Source organism: Arthrobacter sp. efr-133-R2A-63, from assembly GCF_030209795.1.
GTDB lineage: Bacteria > Actinomycetota > Actinomycetes > Actinomycetales > Micrococcaceae > Arthrobacter > Arthrobacter bambusae_A.
Map to the genome: position 1 here is coordinate 54,871 of NZ_JARVRG010000017.1, position 19,372 is coordinate 74,242.

16 protein-coding genes are annotated in these 19,372 nt (G+C 65.5%); 5 read left to right on the top strand and 11 right to left on the bottom strand.

Going from position 1 to position 19,372, the window contains the following annotated elements; genetic code table 11:
• Positions 1-57: 57 nt before the first annotated feature.
• Positions 58-945 carry a GerMN domain-containing protein gene (locus QRN45_RS08370; RefSeq protein ID WP_241710228.1) on the top strand — a complete coding sequence of 296 codons (888 nt, stop codon included), beginning with the start codon at positions 58-60 and terminating at the stop codon, positions 943-945.
• A 13-nt stretch (positions 946-958) separates the two neighbouring features.
• Here QRN45_RS08370 and QRN45_RS08375 read toward each other — a convergent pair whose 3' ends face one another.
• The 3 genes from QRN45_RS08375 to hrcA all read right to left on the bottom strand — a co-directional run bounded on the left by QRN45_RS08375 (position 959) and on the right by hrcA (position 3,948).
• Entirely contained in the window at positions 959-1,735 is a 777-nt protein-coding gene (locus QRN45_RS08375; RefSeq protein WP_078105118.1) for a 16S rRNA (uracil(1498)-N(3))-methyltransferase, read from the bottom strand.
• A 2-nt stretch (positions 1,736-1,737) separates the two neighbouring features.
• Positions 1,738-2,868, bottom strand: coding sequence for a molecular chaperone DnaJ (dnaJ, locus tag QRN45_RS08380; RefSeq protein ID WP_284762944.1), 1,131 nt, complete (start codon positions 2,866-2,868; stop codon positions 1,738-1,740).
• A gap of 66 nt (positions 2,869-2,934) precedes the next feature.
• Complete coding sequence (gene hrcA, locus QRN45_RS08385; RefSeq protein WP_264636454.1) at positions 2,935-3,948, bottom strand: heat-inducible transcriptional repressor HrcA; 1,014 nt, start codon at positions 3,946-3,948, stop codon at positions 2,935-2,937.
• Positions 3,949-4,135: 187 nt separating this feature from the next.
• Here hrcA and QRN45_RS08390 point away from each other — a divergent pair, with 187 nt between their 5' ends.
• The gene (locus QRN45_RS08390; protein ID WP_284762946.1) at positions 4,136-4,993 is read left to right on the top strand and encodes a DUF3097 domain-containing protein; all 858 of its coding nucleotides are present in this window, start codon (positions 4,136-4,138) and stop codon (positions 4,991-4,993) included.
• Positions 4,994-5,096: 103 nt separating this feature from the next.
• Positions 5,097-5,510 (top strand): DUF4870 domain-containing protein, encoded by a 414-nt coding sequence (locus QRN45_RS08395; protein ID WP_241710231.1) that lies wholly within the window; start codon positions 5,097-5,099, stop codon positions 5,508-5,510.
• Between the two features lie 54 nt (positions 5,511-5,564).
• Here QRN45_RS08395 and hemW read toward each other — a convergent pair whose 3' ends face one another.
• Together hemW and lepA are read right to left on the bottom strand one after the other, a co-directional pair.
• Positions 5,565-6,794, bottom strand: coding sequence for a radical SAM family heme chaperone HemW (gene hemW, locus QRN45_RS08400; RefSeq protein ID WP_284762948.1), 1,230 nt, complete (start codon positions 6,792-6,794; stop codon positions 5,565-5,567).
• A gap of 78 nt (positions 6,795-6,872) precedes the next feature.
• Positions 6,873-8,726, bottom strand: coding sequence for a translation elongation factor 4 (gene lepA / locus QRN45_RS08405; RefSeq protein WP_241710233.1), 1,854 nt, complete (start codon positions 8,724-8,726; stop codon positions 6,873-6,875).
• A gap of 147 nt (positions 8,727-8,873) precedes the next feature.
• Between lepA and QRN45_RS08410 the strand changes: the two genes are divergently transcribed.
• Positions 8,874-9,443 carry a type II toxin-antitoxin system PemK/MazF family toxin gene (locus QRN45_RS08410; protein ID WP_284762952.1) on the top strand — a complete coding sequence of 190 codons (570 nt, stop codon included), beginning with the start codon at positions 8,874-8,876 and terminating at the stop codon, positions 9,441-9,443.
• Positions 9,444-9,614: 171 nt separating this feature from the next.
• A complete protein-coding gene (gene rpsT, locus QRN45_RS08415) occupies positions 9,615-9,875 on the top strand; it encodes a 30S ribosomal protein S20 (protein ID WP_028267110.1) in 261 nt (86 codons plus the stop codon).
• Between the two features lie 135 nt (positions 9,876-10,010).
• Here the strand turns inward: rpsT and holA are convergent, their stop codons facing one another.
• The 6 genes from holA to leuS all read right to left on the bottom strand — a co-directional run bounded on the left by holA (position 10,011) and on the right by leuS (position 19,220).
• Positions 10,011-11,027 carry a DNA polymerase III subunit delta gene (gene holA / locus QRN45_RS08420; RefSeq protein WP_284762954.1) on the bottom strand — a complete coding sequence of 339 codons (1,017 nt, stop codon included), beginning with the start codon at positions 11,025-11,027 and terminating at the stop codon, positions 10,011-10,013.
• Positions 10,946-12,523 carry a ComEC/Rec2 family competence protein gene (locus tag QRN45_RS08425; RefSeq protein WP_284762955.1) on the bottom strand — a complete coding sequence of 526 codons (1,578 nt, stop codon included), beginning with the start codon at positions 12,521-12,523 and terminating at the stop codon, positions 10,946-10,948. The genes holA and QRN45_RS08425 overlap by 82 nt, the downstream gene beginning before the upstream one ends.
• Positions 12,524-12,780: 257 nt before the next feature.
• Entirely contained in the window at positions 12,781-13,683 is a 903-nt protein-coding gene (locus tag QRN45_RS08430; protein WP_284762956.1) for a helix-hairpin-helix domain-containing protein, read from the bottom strand.
• A gap of 118 nt (positions 13,684-13,801) precedes the next feature.
• Positions 13,802-15,508, bottom strand: coding sequence for an HNH endonuclease signature motif containing protein (locus QRN45_RS08435; RefSeq protein WP_284762958.1), 1,707 nt, complete (start codon positions 15,506-15,508; stop codon positions 13,802-13,804).
• 102 nt (positions 15,509-15,610) lie between these two features.
• Positions 15,611-16,633 carry a DegV family protein gene (locus QRN45_RS08440; protein ID WP_284762960.1) on the bottom strand — a complete coding sequence of 341 codons (1,023 nt, stop codon included), beginning with the start codon at positions 16,631-16,633 and terminating at the stop codon, positions 15,611-15,613.
• 58 nt (positions 16,634-16,691) lie between these two features.
• Positions 16,692-19,220 (bottom strand): leucine--tRNA ligase, encoded by a 2,529-nt coding sequence (gene leuS, locus QRN45_RS08445; protein ID WP_264637955.1) that lies wholly within the window; start codon positions 19,218-19,220, stop codon positions 16,692-16,694.
• Positions 19,221-19,372 lie beyond the last annotated feature (152 nt).

The following is a 19,372-nucleotide window of genomic DNA, read 5'->3' on the forward strand; positions in this document are numbered from 1 at the left end:
ACCATCACCAGGCCAGCCGTCACTCCACACGGCACTCGCATCCGGAAACGTTCCGCCATGCTTGTGACCGCCTTGACGGCTGCCATGTTCCTGTCGGGTTGCATCGCAGATCGCACGGGACAGGGTTCCACGACGCCGATCCCCACTCCGACAGTCGCCCTGCAGGCGGCCCCCGACAGCAATGCTCCGCTCGAAACGACGCAGGCCTCGAACAAGATCCCTGTGTATTGGATCGGCCGCAGCGACACTGACACCTTCCTGTACCGCGAATTCCGTGACAACCCGGGCAACGAGAACCCCATCACCACAGCCCTGCGGATCATGATGTCCCAGAAGCCGTTGGATCACGACTACTTCACGCCGTGGCAGAATCCGAGCAGCCTGGCGACCACGATTTCCGGTAAGAACGTTGTCACGGTGGATGTTTCCCGTGACGCGTTCAATTCCAATCTCGACGGCGGGATGGCGCAGCGGGCGATCCAGCAACTCGTCTATACCGCCACTGCCGCGGCAGCGAGCTCAGGCCTCATTGATGCCGGACAGCAGATCAAAGTGGCCATCCTGGTGGACGGGCACACAGACTATATGGCGTTCGGGCAGGTCAAGCTGGGCGACCCCATGGTCCGCGACGCCACCGTGGTGGCACCCGTGTGGATCATCGACCCGCAGGAGGACCTGACCTTGCCTGCCGGTCCGGTCAAGTTCAATGGTCGGAGCACGGACCCCTCGAAGAAACTGCACTGGCAAATCCTTCGGGAGAACTCAAACGGCGACAAATCGTCCTACTTGGCCGGGCAGACCACCGCTTCGACCGTACCGGGACAGGGTGGCGTCTTCAGCCTCACCGTGGGGCTCGGAGCCGGCCGCTATGAATTGCGGGTCTCCTTGGTCGGTCCCAACGACGCCGACGTCGCGACGGATACCCGCTCCTTCAACGTCCGCTGATCGAGGGGTCTTCCTACCAGCGCCCTAGAATGTCGCTGGCCAGTACGACGGCGGCAGGACCCGCCGTCGACGAGCGAAGCACGTGGTGGCCCAAGAGCGCGGTGACGGCGCCGACGTCGCTAAGCTTGGTCACTTCGCGCGGTGAAATGCCGCCCTCCGGGCCGACGATGAGCAGGACTTCCCGCCCCGCGTCGGTGTCCTCGCCGGAAATCCCGCCGCGCCAATTCTCCAGGACGTCGCGCAAGGGACGTTTCGCGTCCTCGTGAAGGATGATCGCCAGGTCAGCCGCGGCTACCGCCGCAGCCAGCCCGGAGCCGTCGACGGCGGCACGCACCTCGGGAATCCACGCGCGCCGCGCTTGCTTGGCGGCCGCGGTGGCGACGGATTGCCACTTCGCGTGGGCTTTGGCGGCCCGGTCGCCCTTCCAGCGGACGATGGAACGCTCGGCCTGCCAGGGCACGACGGCGTCAATACCGAGTTCCGTCGCCGTCTCGACGGCAAGCTCGTCACGGTCGCCCTTCGCCAGCGCCTGGACCAGCACAAGCCGCACGGCCGGGCGGCCTTCCTCCTGGACGGCGGAGGCAAGGACGGTCAAGGTACCCTGCCCGGATCCGGCCACGGTGCCCGTGAGCCGCTTACCCGCACCGTCGGCGATGTCGACCGCTTCGCCGATTTCCAGGCGCTTGACCGTGACAGCGTGCCTGGCTTCGGCGCCGTCGAGCACGAAAGTGTCACCGGTGCCGAGTCCGTCCAAGGTTCCGGCAGCGGTGAAGAATACGGGGTTGCTCACCGCTACAGGTTACCGAGCTTGTCCCGCAGCTTCGCGAACATACCGCCGCTGGCCACGAGCTTGCCCTCGGTGAACTGCTCTCCGCGCAATTTGGCCAGTTGGCGGAGCAGGTCTTCCTGGGCGGCGTCTAGCTTGCCGGGCGTCTCCACATGCAGGTGCACCTTGAGGTCTCCCCTGCCGTAGCCGCGCAGGTGGGTGACGCCCAGCCCGCGAAGGGTGATGACTTCGCCGGACTGGGTGCCGGACTTGACGTCGATCTCCTGGGGGCCGTCGAAGGTCTCAAGCTGCAGTTCCGTGCCCAATGCCGCGGCGGTCATGGGAACACTGAGCGTTGCATGAAGGTCGTCGCCTTCACGAAGGTAGGTGGAATCGCCGTTTACCCGGATCTCCACGTAGAGGTCGCCGGGAGGCCCGCCCGCAGGACCTGCTTCGCCTTGCGACGACAGCTGGATGCGGGTTCCGGTGGCGACGCCGCCCGGCACCTTGACGGTCAGCGAACGGCGGCTGCGGATGCGGCCCTGGCCGTTGCATTCATTGCAAGGATCCTTGATGATCGAGCCGAAACCTTCGCACGATCCACACGGTGCCGCGGTCATGACCTGGCCGAGGATCGAGCGCACGGCCCGCTGGACCTGGCCCGAGCCGCCGCAGATGTCGCAGCGCTCCGGGTGGGTGCCCGCGCGGCAGCATGAGCCCTCGCACGTGGGGCAGATGACAGCAGTGTCCACCTCAAGCTTCTTGTTGACGCCGAAGACAGCCTCGCGCAAGTCGATGCGCACACTGATGAGGGCGTCCTGCCCGCGACGCATACGTGATGCGGGCCCCTGCATGCCGCCACCTCCTCCGCCGAAGAAGGTGTCGAAGATGTCCTGGAACGCGAATCCCTGGCCTGCGTAGCCGCCGCCGAAACCGTTGTCCGTCCCGTTCTCGTTGCCTGTGGCGTCGTAGACGCGGCGCTTCTGGGGGTCGGAGAGGACCTCGTAAGCGTGGGTCACGGCTTTGAATTCCTCCGCAGCGCCGGCCCCGGGGTTCACATCGGGGTGGAGCTTACGTGCAAGCTTGCGGTAGGCCTTCTTGATCTCCTCGCCGGTTGCTTCCGACGAGACGCCCAGAACGTCATAGTGACTGCTCAAAGTCGGTATCTCTTCCTTTATTACGGGTACACTGCGTTTCTTGCGGGGCGGTTCCAGCCGAAGCCGTCAACCGCCCAGAATGCGGGAAAGGTAGCGTGCGACGGCCCGGACGGCCGCCATGGTGTTGGGGTAGTCCATGCGGGTGGGTCCAAGAATGCCGATCTTGGCGCTGCTGCCCGGACCGTAGCCCGTGGCAACCACCGAAGCCTCGGAGAGGCCGTCATAGGGGTTTTCGCGGCCGATGCTCACCGTGACTCCCCGGGGGTCTTCCGCCATGTCCGACAGCAGCCGCAACATGACCACCTGCTCCTCGAGCGCTTCGAGGACAGGGCCGATGCTCAGGGGGAAGTCCACGTTGGAGCGGGCCAGGTTGGCCGTGCCGGCCATGACCATGCGTTCGTCGCGGCTCCGGTCGGCGAGCCTTTGGAGACCGTGGGCAAGGGCGCCTGCAAGGTTCCGGAGCGCCGGCGGGCACAAGGCCACCACCGAGGGCAGGACTTGGGACATGAGGTCGAGCTGTGAGCCAGCAATGCTTCCAAGGAATCGCGCGCGCAACGTCATGAGCTCTTCGTCGGCAGTGTCCGCTGCTGCGTGTACAACGCCTTGTTCCACTTTGCCCGAATCCGCGATCAGCACTACCAGGACCTGGCGCGGTGCCAAAAGGACAAACTCGATGTGCCGGACGCGTGCGCGGCTCAGGTGGGGATACTGGACGACGGCGACCTGGTTGGTCAGTTGGGACAGGAGCCGGACCGTGCGCTCCAGGATGTCCTCGACGTCGTCGGGGCCCTCAAGCAACGAGTGGATGGCCCGGCGCTCGGCAGCCGACAGCGGCTTGACCTCGGAAATGCGGTCCACGAACAGGCGGTAGCCCTTGTCCGTGGGGATGCGGCCTGCACTGGTGTGCGGTGCCGCAATGAGGCCTTCCTCTTCCAAGAGGGCCATGTCATTGCGGATGGTGGCGCTCGACACTCCCAGATGGTGCCGTTCGACCAAGGCTTTGGAGCCGACAGGCTCGCGGGAGTGAACGTAGTCCTCCACGATGGCGCGTAGCACTTCAAGCTTGCGTGGTTCGCTCACTGCCCACCTCCATTCAACAACCGGTACTTCTACAGTTAGCACTCAACATGCCCAAGTGCTAACAAGTCTAGTATGAGCCACCTCGTTGTTAGCATTGGTACCGCTCGCGGCGAACATGATGCCCGCGCGGTCCTGCGGAATTCCAAGGACCGTGACCGATCCCTTAGCGCAAAGTGGTGTGAAGACCGTGTCTTACGACAATTGGGGCCCGCAAGACCTCTCCTCGCCGGCCAAGCGGCAACTGCCTGAAGTGCCCGTTGAACGCGGAATGGTGCTCGAGGACGTGCAGTCCGGTTGGGTCGGGGCCGTGACCAGGGTGGAGAAGTCCGGAGGCATGCACATCGTGGTGCTTGAGGACCGGCGGGGAAAAGCGAAATCGTTCCGGCTTGGTTTCGGATTCCTGCTGGAGGGGCAAGCGGTGAAGCTCCTCCCGCCGGTGCCGCGCGGGGCGGCCGCAAAGGGCGGATCCCAACCGGGCAGGACGGCGTCGGGTTCCGTCCGGGTGGCCGGCCAGCGGGCCCAGGTCGCCAAGGCAAGCCGGATCTGGGTGGAAGGCAAGCACGACGCCGAACTTGTGGAAAAGGTCTGGGGAGACGATCTGCGGGTGGAGGGCATCGTCGTCGAGCCCTTGCACGGCGTGGACGATCTCAAGGCGGCCATCGCCGCCTTCTCCCCCGGCCCTGGCCGCCGGCTCGGAATCCTGGTTGATCACCTGGTGCCGGATTCGAAGGAGTCGCGCATCGCTGCCGACGCCATGACGTTGCCGGGCGCCAAAGGAAACGTCCTGATCGTCGGTCACCCGTATGTGGACGTCTGGCAGGCAATCCGGCCCAAGGTGCTGGGGATCGAACAATGGCCGACCGTAGCGCGCGGCACGGATTGGAAGACCGGCATCCTCAGGTCGTTCGGTTGGCCGCACGAGACGGCCGAAGACGTGGGACTGGGTTGGCAGAGGCTTCTGGGCGCCGTCCATAGCTACGCCGACCTGGAAGCGTCTTTGCTGGGTCGCGTGGAGGAAGTGATCGATTTCCTGACCGTCGCATGATGGTTTGGATGCCTCCGGGCCCGGACGTGGTCGTCCGATCCCGTGCCGAGCAAGTATTCTGGGACAGCAACACCGCACCTATAGCTACTCGAAGGAAGAAACTGTGGCAGACAACGCTCCTGACGATCGGGACGGCACCTCGGGCCAGTCCCAGTACCACGGCGTTCCTGCCAACGCGCTGCCCTTGACCGCCTCGGAAGACCGGCAGTGGGCAACCTTGGCGCACTTCGGCGGGATCCTTGGCTGCGTGCCTTCGCTTCTGATCTACCTGATCTTCCGCGAACGTGGTCCGTTCACGGCCCAGGAATCAAAGGAAGCCCTCAACTTCACTTTGCCGCCGACGATTGCCGCGGTGCTCGCCAACATTCTCGTCTTGCTCCCGGTGGTGGGAAACCTGTTCGCGGTCCTTGCCACGGGAATCTGGGTCGCGGTGACCTGCTTCTCGGTGTCCGCTGGAATCCGCGTCAACCACGGACAGCCGCACCGCTACCGCTTCAACCTGCGCTGGATCAAGTAGCCGTTCTTCGCGGGTGCCTATGACGGTTCGCGCGCCCGCCGTCCGCGCCGGACGTTAGTCCGGAAGGATCCGGCGGACCACGGCATCTGCGAGCAGCCGGCCCTTGAGGGTCAGGACCAGTCGTCCTTGGAAGGCCGCTGCGGGTTCAACCAGGCCGTCGGCAATGAGGCCTGCGACGGCGTGACGGCCCACTTTGTCGAGCGCGTCGACTTGAAGCCCGGTGCCGAGCCGCGCCTCCAGCATGATGCGTTCCACTTCCCGGGTTCCGGCGTCGAGCGTTTCGCGTCCAGCGGCCGGTGAGGCCCCGCTACCAAGCCTGTTGGCATAGGCGGTGGGGTGCTTGACGTTCCACCAGCGGACGCCGCCCATGTGGGAATGCGCACCGGGCCCGATGCCCCACCAATCGTCTCCCCGCCAGTAGGCAAGGTTGTGTTTGCACGCCTGTTCGGGAGTGCGGGACCAGTTGCTGACCTCGTACCAGTCCAGCCCTGCGGCGCTGATCAGGTGGTCGGCGAGTTCGTACTTGGCGGCGTGGTCGTCGTCGTCGATCCCGGGAACTTCTCCGCGCCGGATCTGTGCGGCCAGCTTGGTGCCTTCTTCCACAATCAGCGCATAGGCGCTGATGTGGTCCGGGGCGTAGGACAAGGCGGTCTCCAGGGACGCCTGCCAATCAGCCATGGACTCACCGGGAGTGCCGTAGATGAGGTCGAGGCTCACGGCAAGGCCGGCGTCGCGCGCCCACTGGACCACCAAGGGGACCCGGCTCGGTGTGTGCGTGCGGTCCAGGACTTTGAGCACATGAGGTACCGCCGACTGCATGCCGAAGGAAATCCGCGTAAAGCCGGCGTCGGCGAGCAGCCGGAGGGACTCCGGCGTCACGGAGTCCGGGTTGGCTTCAGTGGTGACTTCGGCTCCCGGTTCCAGGCCCCAGCGCCCGACGGCGGCCGTCAGGATGCGTGCCAGATCTTCAGCAGGGAGCAGGGTCGGGGTGCCGCCGCCGAAGAACACGGTGCTCAGGGGGCGCTGCGGCAACCCGGAGCCATCCATGGCCCGGACGGCGAACTCCACTTCCGAAATGGCAGTAGCAGCGTAGGCGTCCTGGGAAGCGCCGCCGCCAAGCTCCGTGGCCGTGTAGGTGTTGAAATCGCAGTAACCGCAACGCACGGCACAGAAGGGTATGTGGACGTAGAGTCCAAACTTCCGTGAATCGACGCCGTCAAGCACTTGCGGCGGCAAAAGGCCATCCGCAGGTGCCGGATCCCCGAGGGGAAGAACGCTAGGCACAGACGTCCCCTCGTGGCTGTCCTGTACGCACCGCTACAGCGTGCGCCGGTCCCGCAGTGTTCCGGGCGAACAGCCGCATTACTTCCTGGCCTTGTCCTTGGATTCGTCGGTGGTCAGGGCGGCGATGAAAGCTTCCTGTGGAACTTCCACCCGGCCCACCATCTTCATGCGCTTCTTGCCTTCCTTCTGCTTTTCCAGAAGTTTGCGCTTACGGGTGATGTCACCGCCGTAGCACTTGGCAAGGACGTCCTTGCGGATGGCGCGGATGCTCTCACGGGCGATGATTCGCGAACCGATGGCTGCCTGGATGGGCACCTCGAACTGCTGGCGGGGAATGAGCTCGCGCAACTTGCCCGTCATCATGACGCCGTAGGCGTAAGCCTTGTCGCGGTGGGTGATGGCGCTGAAAGCGTCAACCTGCTCGCCCTGGAGCATGATGTCCACCTTGACCAGGTCGGCGACCTGCTCGCCGTCGGCCTTCCAGTCCAGCGAACCGTAGCCCCGGGTCTTGGACTTGAGGATGTCGAAGAAGTCGAAGACGATCTCGGCCAGCGGCAAGCGGTACCGGATTTCCACGCGATCCTCGGAAAGGTAGTCCATGCCGCCCATAACGCCGCGGCGGCTCTGGCACAGCTCCATGATGGCGCCCACAAACTCATTGGGCGCCAGGATGGTGGCCGACACCATCGGTTCGCGGACTTCGGCGATCTTGCCGGTGGGGTATTCGCTCGGGTTGGTGACGTGCAGGACCCGCTTGTCCTCCAGCGTGACCTCATATTCCACGTTGGGAGCAGTGGAGATGAGGTCGAGGTTGTACTCGCGCTCAAGGCGCTCACGGGTGATTTCCAGGTGCAGCAGGCCTAGGAAGCCCACGCGGAAACCGAAGCCCAAGGCGGCAGACGTCTCCGGTTCATACACCAGCGCTGCGTCGTTGAGCATCAGCTTCTCGAGGGCATCCCTGAGCACGGGATAGTCCGTGCCGTCCAAGGGGTACAAGCCGGAGAAGACCATGGGCTTGGCATCGGCGTAGCCCGCGAGGGATTCCGAAGCGGGCTTGGCGAGGTTGGTCACCGTGTCGCCGACCTTCGACTGGCGGACGTCCTTCACGCCGGTGATCAAGTAGCCTACTTCGCCGACGCCCAGACCCTTGGAGGGGGTGGGTTCCGGAGAGCTGACACCGATCTCCAGGAGCTCGTGAGTGGCGCGGGTTGACATCATCTGGATTCGCTCGCGCGGGTGCAGCATGCCGTCCACGACGCGGACGTACGTGACCACGCCGCGGTATGTGTCATACACGGAGTCGAAGATCATGGCGCGGGCCGGTGCGTCGGGATCGCCGACAGGGGCTGGAAGATCGCGGACGATCTTGTCCAGGAGGGCCTCAACGCCGACACCCGTCTTGCCTGATACGCGCAGCACGTCCTCCGGGTCGCCGCCGATCAGGTTGGCGAGTTCAGCCGCATACTTTTCGGGTTGGGCGGCCGGGAGGTCGATCTTGTTGAGCACCGGAATGATGGTGAGGTTGTTTTCCATCGCCAGGTAGAGGTTGGCCAGGGTCTGGGCCTCGATGCCTTGAGCGGCGTCCACCAAAAGGACAGCGCCTTCGCATGCCGCCAGGGAACGGGAAACCTCATAGGTGAAGTCAACGTGGCCGGGAGTATCGATCATGTTCAGGGCGTAGCTGGTGCCGTCAAGTTCCCAGGGCATGCGGACAGCCTGGGACTTGATGGTGATGCCACGTTCGCGTTCGATATCCATGCGGTCCAGATACTGGGCCTTCATGTCGCGGGACTTAACGACGCCGGTGTACTGCAACATGCGGTCGGCCAGGGTGGATTTACCGTGGTCGATGTGGGCGATGATGCAGAAGTTCCGGATGATGGCCGGATCTGTCGCGGCGGGCACCGGTGCGGTGCGGGCCATGGGAGACACGCAGGGTCCTTACTGTCGATACTCACACGGCCGGACTCCGGACTGGTCTGGACCATTCCGGCCGATGCCGCATATCTGAACTAATAGTCTCCCATGAACACGACGCCGCTTGTGCACTGTGGCGGCAAGGGAAAGTACGGTGGAGCCATGGCATCGGACACACATTTGCTTGGCAGGCTCCTCAAAGGCTCCCTGGGCTACCTTCGACGGATCGTCGGGGCCCCGGCCGGCACGCCCCCTCGCCGATCCCCGAACGCCGGGAACGCTGCGAAGACGGGCCGGACCGGGGGCGCAGGCACCGGCGTCGGGCACCTCTCCCGCCCCTACCCTGGCGACTTCCGCGGCACCGTCTCCCCGCGGTACTCCCCCAACCCCGACGGCAAGCCCGACCCTGGCGAGATCGTGTGGTCCTGGGTCCCCTATGAAGAGGACTATTCCCAAGGCAAGGACCGGCCGGTCCTTTTGATCGGGCGCGACGGCGGGTGGCTGCTCGGGCTGATGCTGACCAGCAAAGACCACGACAACGGCCGCCGCTCAGATGGTTACGTCGACATCGGCACCGGCTCCTGGGACCCCCAGGGGAGGCCCAGCGAGGTCAAGGTGGACCGGGTGGTGCGCATCAATCCGGCGGACGTCCGGCGCGAGGGTGCCGTCCTCGACAAACGCACCTTTCAGCAGGTGGCCCGTCGGCTCGATAGGCAACACGACCGGGCCTAGAGGCCAAATCCCCGGAAATGCGCCGAGTCTGATAATATTTATGGCTGTGTGTCCGTGCAGGTCGACGGCCACTCATGGTTGGCTGCCATAGGCATCCCCACGCCGCTCAGTCGATGGCCAACCTGAAAACCCTCTAGACCATTTTCCGCATTAAAAAGAGAGTTCACACACGTGGCTAATATCAAGTCCCAGAAGAAGCGCATCCTCACCAACGAGAAGGCTCGCCTGCGTAACAACGCCGTCAAGTCTGAGCTGAAGACGGCCATCCGCGCCGTTGCCACCGCCGTTGAGTCCACGGACAAGGATGCCGCTGCAAAGGCTCTTGTTGCTGCTAGCCGTAAGCTGGATAAGGCTGTCAGCAAGGGCGTTATTCACAAGAACAACGCTGCAAACCGCAAGTCGGCGATCTCCAAAAAGGTCAACGCACTCTAAGGTTTATCCAGTTCGACTGAGCTGAACGTGAGGCCGGCACCCCTTGGGTGCCGGCCTCGGGTATTTAAGATTGGTGGTTCCATTGAGAATCCGGAAGTATACGTAGCGCCTGACGACTTGGGTGTCTTGGGTGGCTTAGCGGCCCCGAGCCGAGGTGGCAATGACGGTGACCGCGTGCTCCACCGCGTATACGGGATCCCGCGAGAGGCCCTTCACCTGGGCATCCGCTTCAGCCGTGACCTGGATGGAACGGATCAGTCCTTCCGGAGTCCAACGGCGGACATCCCGTTGCGCCTGTTCCACGAGCCATGGCTGGATGCCGAGCTGCTTGGCGATCTGTGCCGACGATCCCTGGGCACCGGCAACCTTGGCCAGAGTGCGGAGCTTCGCGGCGAGGGCGGCAACCAGCGGCACCGGGTCGACCCCGGTGGCGAGGGCATGCCGGAGGCTGGACAGGGCCTGAGGACCATTGCCGGCCATGGCTGCATCCGCAACCTTGAATGCCGTGGCTTCGACGCGGCCACCGTAGTAGCGCTCCACTGTGGCTGCGTCTACCGCTGTAGTAGCGTCCGCGATGAGCTGGTTGCATGCGGCGGCGAGCTCGGAAAGGCTGGCACCTACTGCATTGACAAGGGCCTGGACGGCTTCCGCGTCGATGCGGTGGCCGCCTGCCTTGAATTCCGAGACGACGAACGCGGTTTTCTCGGCGTCCTTTTTCAAGGGCTGGCAGTCCACCACCGGCCACCCGGAAGACTTGATGGCGTCCAGGAGCTTTTTGCCACGCACCCCGCCGCCGTGGCGAAGGACCAACACGACGTCGTTCTCCGGTTGGGCGACGTACTTCATGGCATCGGCAAGGAAGGCATCGGTCATTGATTCGAGGCCTTCGATCTCGATGAGTTTGGCCTCATCGAACAGCGACGGCGTGACGGCCATTGCGAGCGAACCGGACTCGTAGCTTCCGGCATTGAGCTTGCTGATTTCCACTTCCGGTGCCACGGTCCGCACCTGGGATCGGATCCGATCCATGGCACGGATTCCAAGGTATTCCTCGGGGCCGGTGATAAGCACTACCGCGGACGGGGCAATGTCCCGCCAGCTGACGGTGTTCGCCGCGGAGCGTTTAGCCTTGGAGACCTGGGCAGCAGCCAATGTCGCTTCCTTCCAGAAGGGTTTTTGCAGAATCCCAGTCTCCCACGTTGAGCGTCCTGGGTGGTGATCTTCAAACTTGCGGCCTGCCTTCCCGTGCGGCGGCGGGCCCCGGGACGGCTCCCGGTCCGGCGGCGGACAGCAGACTCCCCCGCGGCTATTGCGAACACTAAGCGGCGGTGCAACGACAGTACGGCGGACCCCGCCCACGTTGGATGCAGGGCTAGCCACACCAGCAGGATGGCGACAAGCGACCAGAGAGTCATGGTGGCGATTCCAATGGGACCTTCCGGCCACGGCAAAGCCGCTCCTGGGAGCCCGGCGAAGAACCTCGCGATTGCCGCCACGATTCCCGCGCTGGCCCCGGCAACGGCTATTGGAACTATTGCAAGCCAAGGAAGCAGCGGAACGAGGGGAACCGCGATTGTTCCCAGGATCGTCACCGGTGCGACAAACGGGGCAACTGCGATATTCGTCAGTAATGAGTAGCTGGAGAACTGCGGTTGCAAGGCCACGATCACCGGGCTGCATAGAAGCTGTGCGGCCAAGGGAACGGCAACGGCGGACGTGAGCCAGGAAGGCACCCAGGCCGGAGCCCAGGACGCGATGGGCCGTGCCAACAGGACAATCCCCAGGGTGGCGAGGACCGACAAGAGGAATCCTATGCTCGTGCCAAGTGAGGGATCCAGGATGAGCAGGCCGGTCACGGCAAGGCAGAGAAAGCCCAGGCTCCGGCCCCGCCTGCCGGCACTGAGCGCGCTGAGGCCGATCGCACCCATGACGGCCGCCCTCAGGACGCTCGCGTCCGGCCCCACCATCATGACGAAGGCCGCCAAGCCACCCAGGGCCGCGGTTGACGCCACTCTCCTGGCAAGTCTGAAGCTCCTTGCCAGTAGCACCAGGCCGCCGAGGATGAGGCTGCAGTTAGCGCCACTGACCGCCGTGAGGTGCGTGGTCCCGGTGGTCTTCATGGCCGTTTCCAGGCTTTCGTCCAAACCGGTGGTGTCGCCCGTGACCATTCCGGGTAGCAGTCCGGCTGCGTCGCCGTGCAACCACTCAGCGGCGGAACTGAATTGTTTTTTCAATTGAGCGGGACCTTGGGGAATGTTGGCAAGTGCTTCCGGCCTGTTGTGTGCGTCCGGAGTGTGCCGTGTGTCCTTGTGCCGCGGGTCCGGCCGCATGGGTGGGGTGGCGGCGGTAAGAACACCGGTCTCGACTTGTCCCGCCTTTGGAGGCTTTAGCTTTCCGGCGGTTCGCACCTCCTGTCCCGTGACCACCCGGTCCCAGCCTTCCCCTCCTGTCAGCAGAATCTTCGTGCGGGCGCGGGTCAGCATGCCGTCGGCCGCAATATCAATGATTTCGGCTGGCACGGCCCACCGTGCCGATCCGCGTGAATCGGTGCCTAGCTCGCGCGGCTCACCCACTATCACCGCATGAATGACAACCGAGTCGCGCGACGCCGCAGCCTCGGCAACGACCTTCTTGGCGCGGTCCGGCATCCATTGCTGCGTGGGCGGCCACGGCCGCCCCGAACAGGCACGCGACGGCCAGAGTGGCGGGAAACGTCCTCAAGCTTCGGGCGGCCATGGACCGGGTGGCGAGAAGAACACCCGCGGCGGAGAGCAAAGCCACGCACATGATTCCTGTCCACAGTGAAGGTAGATAGGCGGCTGCTAGGGAAACAGCCCACGCGAGAAAGGCCGACGGGGCCAGCCGAAGGTCTACACGGCCCGGGCTCACCTTCACTCGGCTCACCCTAGACCGTCACCAAAGGCAGCAGGGATTCCATCATCTTGGGACCGACACCATCCACTGCATCGAGATCCTCTACAGCAGCGAACGGGCCGTGCTGCTCGCGCCATTCGACGATCCGCTTGGCGAGGACAGGACCGACCTTCGGCAAGGCGTCGAGTTCCTCAGCCGTTGCGGTGTTGAGATTGACTTTGCCGCCGACAGGCCCGGCCCCGATGCTCCCGCTAGTTGGAGCTGAGCCAACTGGCCCGGCAATCTGCGACGGAGCCGCCTCCCCCGTCCGCGGAACGTGGATCTTCGCGGCGTCCTGCACCACCGCCGCAAGGTTGAGGCTGTTCAGCTCGGCTGCAGGATCCGCACCACCTGCGGCAGCGATCGCGTCGAACACCCGCGCTCCCGTGGGTACTCTGACAATCCCGGGATTCTTGACCGCACCCGCAACGTGGACTGTAAGCAGCTGTGCTCCATCGTCGTGTTCCGAAGCCCCGTTGCCATCGTCGCCTTTACTTTCTGTGCCCGCTTTCGGAGTTCCTCCCGCAAGTGAACTTCGGACGACGGGCTCAGTGGTCGGGTGCCCGGACCAGGACTGCCAGAGGAACCACACCACCAGCAGCAAACAAGGCACAGCCAGCAACATTGCTACGCGCCATGGCGTTCGCCACCGAAGCTGTGATGGAGAACGTGCCTCCGAGGACGGGTCCTCGGTGCCTGACTTCTGGTCCGCGTCGGCCTTGCCCGAGCCAGCCGTCATCGAGGCCTGCACAGGAAGCAGAGGCTCTGTTTCGTTGACGTGGGCCGGCTGCGCGTCGGCGTCGTGGTCGGTCGGTGGTGCAAGACGAACAGCGAACCGGAGCCGGGCGGCACTCGCAGCGTCATCCGCGGGCGAGGCTCGGTTCCTGCGTGGCATATCCACGAGCCTAGGCGCCCGCATCCGCCGCAGCAGCAGGGAATGCCCCTATGTGGATACGGCCACCGCAGGATGCCTGTGGAGGATCAGTGGCCGCGGGACACCGCCTAGCCCGGTCTCATATTTGGAAGTAGTGGTTTCTTCGGGGTTTCCGCTGCGGGTCGGTGTGGGGTGGCGGGATGAACCAGGGGATGCCGTTGCGGACCTGGATGTGCCAGTCTTCCTTGTGGATCAGATGGTGGTGATGGCCGCAGAGCAAGGTCCCGTTCGCGGTGCTCGTGACTCCGCCCCGGGACCAGTACTCGATGTGATGGGCCTCGCACCACGGGGCCGGCATGGTGCATCCGGGAAAAGCGCAGCCCTTGTCCCGGGCCGTGATGGCCTTGCGGATATGCGGCGGGAAGACCCGTGAGGCCCGTCCGATGTCCAGGACCTGGCCCTCGCCGCCCAGGACCACGGGGATGATGTCCGCGTCGCAGGCGATCTTCCGCAACGTCCCGGCCGGCACGGGCCCGGTGAACGTGAAGGACCCGGTGCCGCGGCCCTGCCGGCTGTCTTGGGGGAAGAGGTCGCGGTGGTCGATGGTGGCCAGGATCTGCGGGCGGTGGCCGCCCGTGGCGGGCAGCGACCCCGCGGCCAGGGCGAGCCGGCAGGCGCCGACCAACCCGTCCAGGAGCTTCTGCGCCCTCGAACGCCGGCCCAGCGGCCCGGTACTCTCCGGCGCCCCGCCGCAGGAATCGGCGGAGGAATCGGGGGTCGAATCGGCGAAGAAACCGCCGGAAGGTTCCGTCCAGGCGGGAACCGTGCAGGCGGGAACCGTGCCTTGGGGTTCGGTGCCTTGGGGTGTGCGGGTGCGGGGGTTGGCGGCGGTGTTCATGACCGTGAGCAGCTGTTCGTATTGTTCGGCGGTGGCGAAGATTTCCACGTGCGCGAGGCCGTGCTTGGGACGGCGCAGGAACGCTCCTTGGTGGTGGCGGAGGGATTCTTCGGACGGTTCCGGGCCGTCCTGGTCGATCGCCTCGACCCAGCGCCGGGCCACCCTGGCCAGGAAGTCCTGGTCGTTTTCCGCCGCGGTCCGGGCCAGGGCGTGTTCCATTTCCGCGGCCTTCTCCGGGGCGCACAGCGGACGCACCTTCGCCACGGCCATCGTGATGATCCCGGCCGCACCGGAGCCGATCACCCCGGACGCCACCGCCGCGGCGGTTTCCCCGTGCCGGGCAGGAACCGTTTCTCCGGTGAGGCTCCGGCCCGGCAACAGCTCCCGGGCCAGGGCGAGCCGGCGCCTGGCGTCGGCGGCACTGATCCGCAGCAACGACCGCAGGTGCTCGGCCGTGGACCTGAACTCCCCGCCCCGCGCGCTCCCCGCCTCCCCCGTCCCGGAACCCGTGTCCGTGCCGGAACCCGTGTCCGTGACGGAGCCCGCCTGCGCGTCGGCGGCCGTCTGGGCGTCGGCTGCCCAGCCGGTGGTCCAGCCCTGCGGGCTCGCGGGGTCATCGTTCCGGGCCGCGTCCAGCCCGGCTGCGGCGGCCAGCTGGAGATAATCCAGGGTCCGGGAAAGTTCCTCCACCCCGGACGCGAACGCGACAGCCTCCTGGAAACCGGTGACTCCGACGTCGTCGGCCGCTTTGTCCGCCAGCGACCTCAGCGCCGCCACGGCCCCATCCAACACGGCCTGCCGGCCGCCGCGGCCGCCCGGGCCGGGAGGATCCAGCAACGCCAGCCCGCCCGGAACCGCGGCCAAGCGCGGACCACGGGGACGGGACCCCCCGGAAAGCCCGCGGGACGCAAGGCCCTGCCGCTTGTCGAAGTATCCGATCGCTTCCATGGAAACACTCTGCCAGGAGGCTACGACAAAGTAGGTCCGTCGCTCAGAGGGCATACACGAGCAGCCTGACCGCACTTGCGGCTGGCACGTCGTCGTGTTCGCTTAATCCGTCCCAGCTTCCGCGCCGTCGCGCAGGGGCGTCATGGCGCCAGGCGTGCTGCTCTCCCCGACAACCACCGCCAGGACCCCGAGCCCGGCGTGGGCCGCGAGAACCGCGGGCAGGGCGCTGAGCTGCGGTGGCGGGCAACCGGGGCATTTCTCTCCCAGCCGGGCCGCGAGGCGCTCTGCCTCCGTCAGGTTCCCAAAGTGATGCACGGCGAGCCGCGATTGCCCTGCAGGCCGGGCACTAACATCCGCTGCAACGATTTCTTCGAGCCGCGCGACGGCCTTCGCAGCCGAGCGCACCTTCTCGAGCGGTACGATCTTGCCGCCGTCGACCGCGAGGATCGGCTTGATGGACAGCATCGTCCCAAGCCAGGATGCGGCGGTGCCGATCCGTCCGCCGCGACGCAGCTGCTCGAGGCTCGGCACATAGAAATAGACCTTGGTGCGGGCCAATCGCTCCTCGGCGAAGTGCCGGACTTCGGCCGCCGAACGGCCGTCTGCGGCGGCAACCAGCGCGCTTTGGACGCCCATGCCTTGGGCCATTCCCACAGTGCGGGAGTCAATGACTTCGACGGGGATCGAGACACGATCAGCGGCCATCATGGCTGCATCGGCGGTGCCGGACAGCCCTGCGGAAATGTGGATGGAGACGACGGCTTCGAAACCGCGGTCCCGGGCGGCGAGATAAGCCTGTTCGAACTGGCCCGGTGAGGGCCTGGACGTCTTCACGGACGATCCCGCGGCCAGTGCAAGCGCGAGCGTCTGGGTGATGTCGTCCTCCCCCTCGCCGTAGATCTCCTCGCCCACCATGACTGGCATCGGCACGACGGCGAGGCGGCCGTCGGCAACGAACGCCTTGACCCACTCGGCAGGGAGAGCGGCAGCCGAGTCGGTAACGACGGCGGTGCGCACGACGGCGGGCGCCGGCTCAGTTCCGGCGCGGCCCGGCGTCGTGGACTGACGCAGGCGGGCCAAACGTTCCTTGAGCCACAACCATGCGGGTGGTTCGCGGTCCGTCAAGGGAGCCTCCTGGAGCTGGTGGCCGGCCGCCGACAAGCGCCGGCGGCCGTTTTCCCGGCTAGGCCGGGACGATGTTCACCAGTTTAGGCGCGCGCACGATCACGGTACGGATGCCGCGGCCATCGAGTGCACGCTGCACGTTCTCGCTGGCCAGGGCGAGCTCGCGCAGGGCGTCCTCACTGATGTCCGGCGAAACGTCCAAGCGGTCACGGACCTTGCCCTGCACCTGCACCACGGCCGTCACAGTGTCCTGGACAAGAAGCGAGGCATCGTGGGAGGGCCAGCCGGCGTTCGCCACCGAGGCCGGGTGGCCCAGCTGGTTCCACAGGTCCTCGGCCGTGTACGGCGCGAAGAGGCTCAGGATGACCGCCACGGCTTCGACGGCTTCACGAACGGCGGGGTCTGCGCCACCGGCACCGGAGTCGATGGTCTTGCGGGTCGCGTTGACCAGCTCCATCAGCTTGGCCACCACGACGTTGAACTTGTTGTTGTCCAACAGCTCAGCGGCGTCGGCGATGGTCCTGTGGGTGACGGTGCGCAGCGCGCGGTCACCAGTGGAGACATCGACGCCGGGCTCGCTCGTGACGTCCTGGCCAAGGCGCCAGGCGCGGGCAAGGAACTTTGCGGAGCCCGACGGCGACACATCAGCCCAGTCGACGTCGTCCTCAGGCGGGGAGGCAAAGACCATGGTCAAACGGACTGCATCGACGCCGAACTTGTCGAGTTGCTCGCCAAGATCCACGCCGTTGCCCAGTGACTTGCTCATGGCCTTGCCGCCGTTGAGGACCTGCCCCTGGTTAAGCAGGGCGCTGAAGGGTTCGTCCGCGTCGAGCATGCCCATGTCGTGGATGACCTTGGTGAAGAAGCGCGCATACAGCAAGTGCAGGATGGCGTGCTCCACGCCGCCCACGTACTGGCCGACCGGCATCCAGTCATTGATCTTGGCCGGATCGAACGGTCCCTCGGTGTAGTGCGGGGAAACGAAGCGCAGGAAGTACCAGGAGGAGTCAACGAACGTGTCCATGGTGTCCGTGTCGCGCTGGGCGGCCCGTCCGCAGTTCGGGCACTCGACGTTGACCCATTCGAGTGCCGCGGCGAGTGGAGACGTTCCGCGTGGCGAGAGTGCCTCGCCGCGCAGGTTTTCGGGCAGACGGACCGGCAGCTGATCGTCCGGCACCGGCACCTCGCCGCATTCGGCGCAGTGGATGATGGGGATCGGGGTACCCCAGAAGCGCTGGCGGCTCAGGAGCCAGTCGCGCAGGCGGAAGTTGACGAACTTCTCCCCTGTGCCCAACTTCTCCAGGATGTCGATGGCTGCGGGGATGGCTTCGGCCTTGGACAATCCGTCCAGTTCGCCGGAGTTCATCAAGGTGCCCTCGCCGGCGGTCGCAATGCCGGTCTCCGCCGGGTCTTCACCGCCGGTGTTCAGGACCGGGCGCACCGGCAGGTCAAAGGCGCGGGCGAAGTCGAGGTCGCGCTGGTCGTGCGCGGGTACGGCCATGATGGCGCCCGTGCCGTAGTCGGCGAGCACGTAGTCGGCCGCCCACACCGGCAGTCTTTCGCCATTGAGCGGGTTGATGGCGTAGCGGCCGGTGAACACACCGGTCTTCTCGCGCTCAGTCGACTGGCGCTCGATGTCCGACAGCGCCTTGACCTTCTCGCGGTAAGCCATGAGGGAGTCGTGGTGTTCGGGCGTGACCAGGTCCAGCGCCAGGTGCGCATCCGCGGCGACGACGAAGAACGTTGCACCGTACAAGGTGTCCGGGCGCGTGGTGAAGACGGTGACTTCGCGCTCGGCGCGGCCATCCGTGGCTTCGATGGCGAACCGCACGTGGGCGCCCTCGGAGCGGCCGATCCAGTTGCGCTGCATTGCCAGGACGCGCTCGGGCCAGCGCCCCTGGAGTTCGGACATGTCGTTCAGCAAGCGGTCGGCGTAGTCGGTGATCTTGAAGTACCACTGGTTCAGGGACTTCTTCGTGACAGGGGTCCCACAGCGTTCGCACGCGCCGTTGACGACCTGCTCGTTGGCCAGGACGGTCAGGTCCTTCGGGCACCAGTTGACCGGGGAATCCTTGCGGTAGGCCAGCCCGCGCTCGTAGAAGCGCTTGAACAGCCACTGCGTCCAGCGGTAGTACTCCGGGTCGGAAGTGTGCAGCCGGCGGGACCAGTCGGCAGAAATCGCGTAACGCTTGAATGATGCAGCCTGCGTGTCGATGTTGGCGTACGTCCACTCGCTGGGGTGTGCGTTGCGCTTGATGGCGGCGTTCTCCGCGGGCAGGCCAAAGGAGTCCCAGCCGATGGGGTGCAGGACGTCGAAACCCTTCTGGCGGAGGTACCGCGCCACGACGTCGCCCATCGCGAAGGCCTCGGCGTGGCCCATGTGGAGGTCGCCCGAAGGGTAGGGGAACATGTCCAGGACATAGCGCCGCTCGCGGGAGCCGTCGTCGACAGGAGTGAAGACTTTGAGGTCCTCCCAGACCTGCGGCCACTTGGCCTCCATCGAGGCGAAGCTGTAGACACCCTCCTCGGGCACCTCGCCTGCCACTGTTGACTGTGCTCCGGTTTCTGTCTCCGGCTGAACGCTCACTGCTGCCCTCTTCTGTTCTTCCATGACGGTTTTGCCTCCTGCTCCGGGTCCCGGAAGGTCCCGGACACACAAAAGCCCCTCGGCAAGGAGGGGCGGCCGCTCGGTTCGCGATGGTCTAAATCGACGTATACCGGGCGGCTAGCTAAGCAGAA